Source organism: Candidatus Methylomicrobium oryzae, assembly GCF_016745425.1.
GTDB classification, from domain to species: domain Bacteria; phylum Pseudomonadota; class Gammaproteobacteria; order Methylococcales; family Methylomonadaceae; genus Methylomicrobium; species Methylomicrobium oryzae.
Genome location: NZ_JAERVK010000025.1, coordinates 23,626 through 34,356 on the forward strand (window position 1 = coordinate 23,626; position 10,731 = coordinate 34,356).

At 57.0% G+C, this 10,731-nt stretch carries 10 protein-coding genes; 4 read left to right on the plus strand and 6 right to left on the minus strand.

What is annotated here, in order from left to right:
* Nucleotides 1-102: 102 nt before the first annotated feature.
* The 5 genes from JJL52_RS20180 to icd all read right to left on the minus strand — a co-directional run bounded on the left by JJL52_RS20180 (nucleotide 103) and on the right by icd (nucleotide 5,986).
* On the minus strand, nucleotides 103-270 hold the full coding sequence (locus tag JJL52_RS20180; protein WP_202054323.1) for a hypothetical protein: 168 nt from the start codon (nucleotides 268-270) through the stop codon (nucleotides 103-105).
* A complete protein-coding gene (locus tag JJL52_RS20185; RefSeq protein ID WP_202054324.1) occupies nucleotides 255-452 on the minus strand; it encodes a hypothetical protein in 198 nt (65 codons plus the stop codon). Before JJL52_RS20185 ends, JJL52_RS20180 begins: the two co-directional genes overlap by 16 nt.
* A 224-nt stretch (nucleotides 453-676) precedes the next feature.
* Complete coding sequence (locus tag JJL52_RS20190) at nucleotides 677-2,563, minus strand: di-heme-cytochrome C peroxidase (RefSeq protein ID WP_202054325.1); 1,887 nt, start codon at nucleotides 2,561-2,563, stop codon at nucleotides 677-679.
* A 411-nt stretch (nucleotides 2,564-2,974) separates the two neighbouring features.
* On the minus strand, nucleotides 2,975-4,624 hold the full coding sequence (locus tag JJL52_RS20195) for a SulP family inorganic anion transporter (RefSeq protein WP_202054326.1): 1,650 nt from the start codon (nucleotides 4,622-4,624) through the stop codon (nucleotides 2,975-2,977).
* A gap of 51 nt (nucleotides 4,625-4,675) precedes the next feature.
* Entirely contained in the window at nucleotides 4,676-5,986 is a 1,311-nt protein-coding gene (icd, locus tag JJL52_RS20200; RefSeq protein WP_202054327.1) for an NADP-dependent isocitrate dehydrogenase, read from the minus strand.
* Nucleotides 5,987-6,254: 268 nt separating this feature from the next.
* Between icd and thpR the strand changes: the two genes are divergently transcribed.
* From thpR to rpiA, 3 genes are read left to right on the plus strand one after another with little or no spacing between them, the layout of a single operon-like run.
* Nucleotides 6,255-6,872 carry an RNA 2',3'-cyclic phosphodiesterase gene (gene thpR, locus JJL52_RS20205; protein ID WP_236994395.1) on the plus strand — a complete coding sequence of 206 codons (618 nt, stop codon included), beginning with the start codon at nucleotides 6,255-6,257 and terminating at the stop codon, nucleotides 6,870-6,872.
* A gap of 6 nt (nucleotides 6,873-6,878) precedes the next feature.
* Nucleotides 6,879-7,226 (plus strand): phenylpyruvate tautomerase MIF-related protein, encoded by a 348-nt coding sequence (locus JJL52_RS20210; protein ID WP_202054328.1) that lies wholly within the window; start codon nucleotides 6,879-6,881, stop codon nucleotides 7,224-7,226.
* A gap of 27 nt (nucleotides 7,227-7,253) precedes the next feature.
* The gene (gene rpiA, locus JJL52_RS20215) at nucleotides 7,254-7,928 is read left to right on the plus strand and encodes a ribose-5-phosphate isomerase RpiA (RefSeq protein WP_202054329.1); all 675 of its coding nucleotides are present in this window, start codon (nucleotides 7,254-7,256) and stop codon (nucleotides 7,926-7,928) included.
* 49 nt (nucleotides 7,929-7,977) lie between these two features.
* Here rpiA and JJL52_RS20220 read toward each other — a convergent pair whose 3' ends face one another.
* Nucleotides 7,978-8,445 (minus strand): hypothetical protein, encoded by a 468-nt coding sequence (locus JJL52_RS20220; protein ID WP_202054330.1) that lies wholly within the window; start codon nucleotides 8,443-8,445, stop codon nucleotides 7,978-7,980.
* A 261-nt stretch (nucleotides 8,446-8,706) separates the two neighbouring features.
* Here JJL52_RS20220 and JJL52_RS20225 point away from each other — a divergent pair, with 261 nt between their 5' ends.
* Nucleotides 8,707-10,599 carry a heavy metal translocating P-type ATPase gene (locus JJL52_RS20225; RefSeq protein ID WP_236994396.1) on the plus strand — a complete coding sequence of 631 codons (1,893 nt, stop codon included), beginning with the start codon at nucleotides 8,707-8,709 and terminating at the stop codon, nucleotides 10,597-10,599.
* Nucleotides 10,600-10,731 lie beyond the last annotated feature (132 nt).

The window sequence follows — 10,731 nt, forward strand, 5'->3', positions numbered from 1 at the left end:
TTGAATCCGCCGCAATAAACATAACGTGCGACCGATAGCCGACATGGCTGAAGTCGGTTGTGCATTGTTAATGGTTTTCGGGATCATCGTGACTATCGAACCTCAGGGTTTCAAGGTTTCAAGCACTTCGGTCATGGTTCTCAAGCCCTTGTTAAACTGTTTCAGTTCAGCGTCGTATTTAGCGCCCGCCAGGACCACATTTTGCCGATTGGCAGTAATCCCGTTGCCAGTTTCGCTCGACTTGATCCGGTGCATCATATTTCCCGACATATCGTCAATTCCTTGAGATCGCGCATGGTCAGCCGTTGCTGCCACTGTTGTCTCGCGCTGCAGAGTCCGGACTTACGCAGTTCATTGGTCAATAGAGTTTCCATTTTCAGAGCGCGCAGGATACGGTAAACAACGTGCATCGTATCGTTCGCGAGAGGGAGAGGGGCGATTCGTAAACTCATCACATCCTACGCTTGCTTGTGGCTGGACAGTTGCCATCGGCATTTTCTTTTCATCTGTCGACTTTTGCCCGAGCTGAAACCGTCATTGTCGAGACCACTTGAAACTGATATGTGAAACTATCAGATCGGTTCTGAAGCTTTATAAATTAATCCCCTGCCGAGGTCCCCGCGCAGAGCACGGGAACCTCGTCTGCCGGCTTCTGCAAGCAGCCCGCCGACTTCCCTTACAGAATTTTCAGGTATTCCAGCAACGCGGCTTTTTCCTCTTCCGACAGCTTCGTGCCGAACTCATGACCGCAGCGGCTGTTGCCGGATTTGGCGTGGCCGCCTTCGCAATCGGTCGTCTTCAGCACATAATCGAATTTGCTTTGCTCGACCGCCAGCCCGATTTTTTCAGGATCGTAGGCCGGGCCGATTTTGAACTCGGCAGGGCGATTTTCGACCGGTTCCAGCAGTGCCGCCAGCGTCGGCACCGCGCCGTTGTGCAGGTAAGGCGCCGTTGCCCAGATGCCCTCCAGGACACGCGATTCGTAGGCAATCGCCGGATTCGGAGCGGTGAATTTATCCTTGCAGCGGTAACCGTCGGTTGGAGCCTTGGCAGCCCTAGGCGTCGAATGATACATACCTTTCAATACCGCGTTTTCCGGAGTGACCATGTCCCCTTGTTTTTTCCGCAGCTGGTCGGTAATTTCCTTAAGTTTGCCGTTCTTGACGTCGCCTGCCAGACGCTCGACCAGTCCGAGCTTGGTTTGCGCCTTCAATTCCAAATCGAACGCTTTCGGCGACGAGGTGTACTGTAGGAGCGTTCCCATACCGACCAGACTCAAGACCTTGACCGCATTTTCGCCTTGTGCCTTCAGCGGCTGTTCGAGAAACGGAATCTTCGCCCCGGCCAATACGCCGGTATCGACGGTCAACGCAAACAAGTCGAACTCTTTCGCGTCGGTGCCGACGTAACACAGCGGCGTCGCCCAGGTTTTATTTAAAGCGCGCGGAACGCCGTCGCGAATGCCGTGACAGGCCGCGCAGCCGCCGCTTTCGGTCTTGGTTTTACTTTCGTAAATCCGCTTGCCTTGAGCGGCCAGTTTTGCATCGACCGCCCACTTGCCCGCTTTCCAGGGCCATTCCGGCGGGCCGATTTTCTTGACCAGATTCTCGACTGCTCTGAGCCCCTCGAAATTGGCCGAATTATGCGCCAGATAATCGTAGCCGAGAATCCGCCAGGGCGCTTTTTGAGGGTAGAAATCCGCAAACACGCCAAGAACTTCGCCGTAATTGCGCGATAACCCCAGTAACGCGTTGCCGTTGTCCGCAAAACCCGGCCATTGGGTCTTGTCCTGAATCGGGGCATTCCAGACAAACGGATAGCGCACCGGGGTGTCGGCCAGCCGGATATTCGAGCGGATGATATGATCCGGCGAAGTACCGATGTCCAGCCCGGTCAGCCGGTTCAGGATCATCGTGACCGCATCGAGGCGTGCCGGTCCCCAGGGCTTGTCTTTCGGCAGCGCGATACTCATGATCGTGTGATAAGGCAGATACCAGGTCTCGACTTCCTGCCGTAGTTTCGATTTTTGGTCGGACGAGGGAATGCCGCCCAATACCGCCGCAGCGAAGTCATCAAAGGCCTTCTGATCATCCAATGTGTGCCCGACCGCGCTGTCCAGATCGGCCGCGAAACTTTGAAAGTCGGTGATCGCCGGTCCGCCGTCGATCCGGTAGGCTTGGCCGTCCACCTCGATTTCCCGGGTATGGCAGGCGGAACAGGTCATCCCGACCGCGCTGCCGTTGGTCGTGAAACCGACAGGCAACCCCTTGACCTTGCCGACGGGATTCGGCAAATACCCGTAGCGGGACAGGCTGTCCTCTAGAAACGGCTTGCCGTTCGGCTGTTTCAGCGCCTGGAACCACTGTAGCGGCATGACTCTGGAGCCCTGATCCTGGGAATAATATTGCTGGCGCGCCGCCGCGGTCCACTGCTCGCCCTGCTCCGCATAAATCGGGCCCGGCGCGGCACCGGCCGGCTGTAGCCCGGGCAATAGGCAAGCCGCGGCCGTTAACGTAACGGAAGAAAGGTATTTCAACCTGAATAGCTGGTGTCGCATTGTCATGGCAATTTCCCCTGTTGATCAATGGGTTGTTATTGTTTTAGCGGACGAGGAAGCGATTCCAAAACACTTCCTCATGAGGTATTTACCGGCCGAAACCGGTTCGTTGAAAACGCTCAGCATTATACGTCAGCTCGCGCTCGAGGTAGGAACTTTATCTAGTAAACGGCATAAGGTAATTAAACGTTAAGCCTAAAGTACAGAATAGGTCAGAGTTCGGCAACTGATTCCGTTTACAGTTGATGATTACCTTGAGTGGAACCAGGAGGGATTATTTTTGCGCGAATGTTCGGCATCGTTCCCGCACAACAGAGGAAGGAGATAGCGGTGTGTTCGGCTCGGAAACAACGACAGCGCCAAGCAAGCGCTGCCGCCGCTCTCCGAACCTATAAATGAACAAATTATTTCAAGGTATTATTTTCTGTCGTCCGCGGTCATCAATCTCGCTGCCAGCGCATGATCGGAAAAGCGCTCCAGCGCATGGCCGACTTCCCGGCAAACACCGCCCTGTGCCTCATAATCCCGGCAGAAATCGTGGATGAAATCCATTACGGTATGATCGATTAGATAACCGTCCGTGAAATCAAAAATGACGGTCTTGCCTTTTTCCAAACCTTCCACTGCGTGTTTCAGCGGCAGATAGTTCGAAAACAGGGCCGAACCCAACAATTTGACGACGATTGAATCGGTCCCTGTCTGCCGGATGGTGAAATGGATTTTGAACAGGTTTTTCAGCCATACCCCGCGCACAAGATGAATGACCAGTTTAGCTGCGATGCCGAGCATGACGCCGATCAGCAAATCGGTCGCCAGCACGCCGATCATCGTAATCAAGAACAACCCCAACTGCTCGGCACCGATTGCCCAGACCTGGCTGAAGGTTTTAGGCGACGCAAGCTTGAAACCGGTGTAAACCAGAAGCGCCGCCAGCGATGCCAGCGGAATGTTGTGGATCAGGTGCGGAAACAACGCGATGAACACCAACAAGATCAGGCCGTGGAAAAAATTGGCCCACCCAGTCCTGGCACCGTACTGGATGTTGGACGAACTCCGCACGATCTCGGCGATCATCGGCAATCCGCCGATAAAACCGGCGACCGTATTGCCCAGGCCGACCGCCGCCAGATCGCGGTCGAGATCGGATTTGCGCTTGTAAGGATCGAGTTTGTCGACCGCATTCGCGCTCAGCAGCGTTTCGAGGCTGCCGACCAGGCAGATGCTGAGCACTGCCCCCCAGAATTTCAACGTCAGCGCCTTAGAATAGTCGGCAAGCTGGAAAAAGGACGACCATTGGTCCGGAATATCGACCAGAAACCGCGGCGCGATCACATGCGCATGGCCGGCTTGCAGTTCCGCGTCCGACAAAAAGGGATGCCAATGTTCATGCTGGACCCCAAAAATCTGACCAAGCCCCATACCGGTCACCAGCACGACCAGCGGTGCGGGCACCGCTTTCAATTTCGGCTGCTTGAGCCTGGGCCAGAAGATCAAAATCGCCAGTCCGCTCAGACCGATGAAGGCGATCACCGGATTGGGATTTAAGAGGCTGTGCGGAATCTGCGCGATCGTCGCAAAAATGCTCCCCGCCGCAGGACTGGCGCCCAGCATGACATGGCTCTGTTTGGCGATGATGATGATCCCGAGCCCCGCCAGCATCCCATGCACGACCGCAGGCGGAAAAAACGCACTGTACTGGCCGGCCTTGTACACGCCCATCAGCACCTGCAGAGCGCCGGCCAGCATGATCGCGGCCAGCGTATAGCGGTAGCCGGCCAAGGGATCGCCGTCGCCCAGCGCTTGCGCCGCGCTGAGAATCACCACGATCAAGCCGGCCGCCGGGCCGTTGATCGTCACATGGGACCCATTCACCCGCGACACCAGGAGCCCGCCGACAATGGCGGTGATAATGCCCGCCGACGGCGGGAAGCCGGAGGCGATCGCAATGCCAAGGCACAACGGCAAGGCAATCAAAAACACAAAAAAACCGGCGAGCAGGTCGCTGCGCCAGTTCGTCTTCAAGGCATCCAGGCCGGTTTCATTCGGCATTCCAGATTGCATATTCATCAATAAAAAACCTCATCATAGTAAAATGGACAGTCCCCAGAGGGATGGAGATTACGTCTTGACGCCAAGTTGAGCGATCATCACATCCGCAAACTCGCTGCATTTGACCTCGGTCGCGCCTTCCATCAGCCGGGCAAAATCGTAGGTGACCTTTTTGCTCGCAATCGCGGCATCCATCGCGCGGATCACGGCGTCGGCCGCTTCGGTCCAGCCCAGATAACGCAGCATCATTTCGCCGGACAGGATCAGCGACCCCGGATTGACCTTGTCCTGATTCGCATACTTCGGCGCGGTGCCGTGGGTCGCCTCGAACACCGCGGCGCCGTTCTGATAGTTGATATTGCCGCCCGGCGCGATGCCGATCCCGCCGACCTGTGCGGCCAGCGCATCGGAGAGGTAATCGCCGTTCAGATTCAGCGTGGCGATCACATCGAAGTCGTCCGGCCGCGTCAACACCTGCTGCAGGGTGATATCCGCGATCGCGTCCTTGATCAGCAGTCGACCCTCTGCCAAAGCGTCGGCCTGCTCCTTATTCGCGGCCGCTTCTCCGGCTGCAGCCTTGGTTTTTTCCCACTGCAGCCAGGTATAGGTCTGCTCGGGATATTCCCGCTCGGCCAGCGCATAGGCCCAGTTCCGGAATGCGCCTTCGGTAAACTTCATAATGTTGCCCTTGTGCACGATCGTGACGCTTTTGCGTTTATTCATCAGCGCATAATAGATCGCGGCGCGCACCAGACGCTCGGTGCCCTCCTGCGAAACCGGCTTGATGCCGATGCCCGAGGTGTCGGGAAAACGGATCTTCGCATAGTGCTTCGGAAAGTGCTCCTGCAGCAGAGCCAGAAAACGCCGGTTTTCCTCGCTGCCCTGCTCGAATTCGAGCCCCGCATAAATGTCTTCGGTATTTTCGCGGAAGATCACCATGTCGACCGACTCGGGCTTCTTGACCGGCGACGGCACGCCCTTGAACCAGCGGACCGGGCGCAGACAAACATACAGATCGAGCAATTGCCGGAGCGCGACGTTCAGCGAACGGATGCCGCCGCCGACCGGCGTGGTCAGTGGTCCTTTGATCGAAACCAGATAGTCGCGGCAAGCCTCGACCGTCGCATCCGGCAGCCAGGTCCCGAACTGGCGAAAGGCTTTTTCACCAGCAAAGATTTCGAGCCAATGGATTTTGCGCCGGCCACCGTATGCATTCGCGACCGCCGCATCAAGCACGCGCACGGTCGCCCGCCAGATATCGGGGCCGGTGCCGTCGCCTTCGATGTAAGGGATGATCGGATTGTCCGGAACGGTCAGCATACCGTTCTGCATCGTAATCGGAGCGCCGCCGGGTGGCGGATTCAGCGTGGGACCTGTCATAAGGCGCCTCCTTTGCAATCGTGGGCTGACGGAACCGCCGCATCAAACTGGATCTGCGGCGCATTGGAATCGCTTTGGCGGCATCATAACAAAAAGGGATTGGCTTTGTCTTAGTCGTTGAGCTATCTTCGTAACGGCTCCTTTCGGAGTCTCAACCAAGGCAACGGTTTCAGCTAGAAAGAGGGGCGGCGGAATAGAATCGTAATAAAAATTGTCGATATTCGGGATCGGATTTCACAACGTACGTACCGCTGGAACCAGATAGGAGATGACGACATTGAAACGCTTGTTTTTTGCCCTCTGGCCCGCCCCTGAAATCCGCGCAAGATGCGCGGCGCTCTCCGCCGCGCTGAAAACTGCCGGCCGCCCGGTGCAAGCGGATAATCTGCATGTGACGCTGGTTTTCATCGGCAGCGTCGACGAAACGGTCGAAGCGAAGCTCATTGAAGCGGCCGGAACGGTCGACTTCGCGAAAATTTCGATCCGTTTCGACTCCCTGGATTATTGGCGCAGGCCCCAAATCATTTGTCTGACCGGCAAACCCGAAGATACCGCAGCAGCCTCGCTGGTCGACGCCTTGAACCGTAGCGCCGCCGCGCTGCAGATACCCACGGAAGACCGGCCTTATCAGGCGCACGTGACGTTGCTCAGAAAAGCCAAAGCACTGCCTCCGCTGGCCTTCGAGCCGCTCGTTTGGCAATCCGACGCCTTCTGTCTGGTTGAATCCTGCTCGACACCGGAAGGCGTCGTCTACCGGGTATTGAAAACCTGGCGGACGCCACAAACACAAGAAAATACCGGAGCGGAAACCGAATCCCGCCCCGGATTAACAAATCCGGACGGCGGCATTATAATCGACGATAACGACCCCACTCACCGCCTCTAAAACGCCATGCCCTATCTGAAACTGAACACGAATCTTTCCGTCGACAACGCAAAATCCCCCCAACTGCTGAGCCAATTGTCGCAGCTGGTCGCCGCCGAAACCGGCAAGCCCGAACGCTATGTCCTGGTCGAACTGAACACCGACAAATGGATGGTTTTCGCGGGCAGCAACGCCCCCTTGGCCTATCTCGAATGCAAAAGCATCGGCCTTTCGGCCCGCCAGGCGAAATCGCTGTCCGCTGCCCTGAGCCGGCAGCTCGAAACGGACCTGGCGATTCCTGCGGACCGGATCTATATCGAGTTCAGCAATTGTCCCGCCGAATTCTGGGGCTGGAATGGTTCGACGTTCGGCTGACGGGAAATATCTTCACCGGAGAACATCATGAACGACAAAGAATTGGTCGCGCAGTATGCGGCGCAGAAAATCGAAGACGGCATGATCGTCGGCCTCGGCACCGGGTCGACCGCGAATTGCTTCATTGAGGCACTCGCCCGGCGGCATCAGGAAGGCTTGAAGATCAAGACGATCGCCAGCTCCGTGGTCAGCGCGGTCAAGGCGCGCGAAGTCGGACTGCCGCAGATTGGGATCGAACAGTTGCCCGGCCTCGACGTGTATGTCGACGGCGCCGACGAAGTTGCGCCGGACATGACCTTATTGAAAGGCCGAGGTTACGATCTGGTCCGCGAGAAACTCCTAGCCGGCGCGAGCCGGGAATTCTGGGTGCTGATCGATCCCGGCAAGCGAGTCGGCCGGATCGGCGAACGCTACCCGATCCCGGTCGAAGTGATTCCGTTCGCCTGGCGGCTGGTCCGGGAAAGCCTCGCCGCGATCGGCGGCAAAGCCGAACTGCGGCAAACGCCGAACAAGGACGGCCTGGTGGTGACGTCGCACGGCAGCCTGGTTCTGGATACGGTTTTTCCGGAAGAGTTCGACAGCCGCAAGCTGGATGCGGTACTGAACGGGATTCCGGGAGTCATCGAACACGGAATTTTCAGCCGTCTGGCCAGCGCGGTGTTTTGCGCCCATGATGGGCAGGTAGAAGAGCAATTGGCTTGAATAAGGCGATAGCGTTCCCACGCAAGCGCGTGGGAACGAAGTGCGTCGATCAGAAACGTTCTTTTTCGGTGATTTTGCCGGCGCCGTCAACCGAGACCGACCACCGGGTACCGGAAACGTCGAGGGTAAAATCGAATTCCTCTCCCGCCCCGTTCGGATTCGCAACCTGAATCGCTTCCTTGATTTCGTGGTTCGGGAATTCGGCCTTCAGATTCTCCAGGGTTCCGGGCGGCAACAAGCCGGAAGGATCGATGACCGGCGCGCTGACGAAGAAGTGGCCGTTCTTGCGATAATATTCGATCAGCGATTCTTCTCCATCCTTGAAATGGATTTGATACAGTTCCTGCTTGAAATGGTTTTTGGGCAGCGCGCTGATGTCCGCCGCATTCGGATGCTTTTTATACAATTGATCGACGACCGGCGCCGGCAAACCGTCTTTGCCTAACACCTCCGCATGAACCGGAAACGCCGCGAACGCCGTCGCGGCCAGCAATGAACCCAGGAAAAATTGACGCATGATACTCTACCTAATTATGAATTTATTGTAATTATCGATTTGTTGCGGCATAGGAAAAAGCAGACCACAATACCGCAGGTTTATCGTTTATAAAAAACGGCCGAAATTATAACCAATATTCGCCGGTTATCGGATAAGCAATATCATCAAGACGCCCGCCCACGGCTATTCACTCGTTCTTAAGGACAGATTTTCGAAATCCCGATGCCGAAGTCCTCGCATGCAAAATCGCCCACATTCGGTTCCGAACAAGGAATAGCTTTGTTAAGCTTGGCCGGTATTGGCGCTCACCTGTGGCTCCGCTATGCATCCGCTGCCGGCGGCCATACCTATCGACTGTTGCTTTCTGCTTCGTTCGGCCCCGAGTCCGAACCTTTCTTTCGTTACGGTTTCGACACCGCCATCGCGCTGATGCAGACCCCCTTGCTTGCAGTCCTGATTCTTGGGGGTATTCCATTGCTTTTCCGCCTGCTGGTGAAAATGCTGCACGGCGACCTGGGCGCCGACCTGCTGGCCGGCATGTCGATCGTCACCGCCGTCTGGCTGGACGAGTGGCTGGCCGGCAGCCTGGTCGTACTGATGCTGTCGGGCGGGGCGGTGCTCGAAACCTATGCGCTGCGCAAGGCCTCCTCGGTGCTCGAAGCCCTGGCGAAACGGATGCCGTCGATCGCGCATAGGAAAACCGGCGAGGCTCTGGCCGATATCGCGGTCGAAAAAATCCAAGTCGGCGATACGCTGGTGATCCTGCCGCACGAAATCTGCCCGGTGGACGGCACCGTGCTCGAAGGCACGAGTACGATGGACGAGTCCTATCTGACCGGCGAACCGTATCGGATGTCGAAAACCGCGGGTTCTCCGGTTTTGTCCGGCGCGATCAACGGCGACGCCGCGCTGACGGTGCGCGCCGATAAATTGGCGGCAGACTCGCGTTATGCCAAGATCATGGAAGTGATGCGCTCGTCGGAAAACTCCCGTCCCAAAATCCGCCGTCTCGGCGATCGGCTCGGCGCCTTGTACGCGCCGCTCGCACTTGCGATTGCGGCGGCGGCCTGGTATTTCAGCGGCGACGTGGTCCGCTTTCTGGCCGTGCTGGTGGTTGCAACCCCCTGCCCTTTGCTGATCGGAATTCCGGTGACCATCATCAGTTCAATCTCGCTGGCCGCTAAGCGCGAAATCATCATCAAAAACCCGACAGTTCTGGAAAACCTGGGCCTGTGCCGGACTGCCATTTTCGACAAAACCGGCACCTTGACCTACGGCCGCCCGTCCTTGGTTGCGATCAAGACCGATCCCGACTTCGACGAGCGCGAAGTCCTGGCGCTGGCGGCAAGCCTCGAACGGTATTCGAAACATCCTTTGTCAGCCGCGATTCTGAAAGCGGCAGAGAAAACGGCGCTTTCCCTACTGCCGGTCGAGGAAATCGCCGAACGGCCGGGCCAAGGGATTTCCGGTCTCGTCTCGGGCAAAAAAGCGGCGATCACCAGCCGTAAATCATTTATCGCCCGTTCTCCCGATGCGCTTGCGCGTTTGCCGGAAATATCGGGCGGCCTGGAATGCATCGTATTAATCGACGAGCGGTATGCCGCAACGCTGCAATTTCGCGACGAAGTCCGCGCGGACAGTTCCTCGTTCATCAATCATCTACAGCCGAGCCATTTGTTCGACAGGGTGATGCTGGTCTCGGGCGATCGGGAATCCGAAGTCCGTTATCTGGCCAAGCTGGTCGGGATCGATCATGTGTATTCCGGTCAAAGCCCTGAACAGAAACTGGCGCTGGTCAGGGTCGAGACGGAGAATGCCAAAACGGTGTTTCTCGGCGACGGGATCAATGACGCACCGGCCTTAACCGCCGCGACGATCGGGATTGCATTCGGGCAGAACAGCGACATTACCGGCGAAGCAGCCGATGCGGTAATCATGGACAGTTCGCTCTTGAAAGTGGACGAGTTGTTCCATATCGGCGAAAGGATGCGCCGGATCGCCCTGCAAAGCGCGATCGGGGGCATGGCTTTGAGTGCGGTTGGAATGGGAGCCGCCGGAGTGGGCTATCTGAGTCCTGTCGCCGGCGCCCTGGCGCAGGAATTGATCGATGTGATCGCGATTCTGAATGCGCTACGCGCCGCGCTGCCACCGAAATCGCTGTCGGATTTCTGAACCTATCCCACAAATGTTTAGGATCTGGTAGAAAATAACTTTACGAGGTTGATTGTTACGTACAGCGGATGATCCACTCCCCTCTTTGAAAAAGACGACTGCATGGATGCAGGAGGTAGGGCAATGCAGGAG

Coding starts and splice junctions, on each gene's coding strand:
- JJL52_RS20180 (WP_202054323.1), bottom strand. CDS start 270: ATGTCGGGAAATATGATGCACCGGATCAAGTCGAGCGAAACTGGCAAC.
- JJL52_RS20185 (WP_202054324.1), bottom strand. CDS start 452: ATGAGTTTACGAATCGCCCCTCTCCCTCTCGCGAACGATACGATGCAC.
- JJL52_RS20190 (WP_202054325.1), bottom strand. CDS start 2,563: ATGACAATGCGACACCAGCTATTCAGGTTGAAATACCTTTCTTCCGTT.
- JJL52_RS20195 (WP_202054326.1), bottom strand. CDS start 4,624: ATGAATATGCAATCTGGAATGCCGAATGAAACCGGCCTGGATGCCTTG.
- icd (WP_202054327.1), bottom strand. CDS start 5,986: ATGACAGGTCCCACGCTGAATCCGCCACCCGGCGGCGCTCCGATTACG.
- thpR (WP_236994395.1), top strand. CDS start 6,255: ATGACGACATTGAAACGCTTGTTTTTTGCCCTCTGGCCCGCCCCTGAA.
- JJL52_RS20210 (WP_202054328.1), top strand. CDS start 6,879: ATGCCCTATCTGAAACTGAACACGAATCTTTCCGTCGACAACGCAAAA.
- rpiA (WP_202054329.1), top strand. CDS start 7,254: ATGAACGACAAAGAATTGGTCGCGCAGTATGCGGCGCAGAAAATCGAA.
- JJL52_RS20220 (WP_202054330.1), bottom strand. CDS start 8,445: ATGCGTCAATTTTTCCTGGGTTCATTGCTGGCCGCGACGGCGTTCGCG.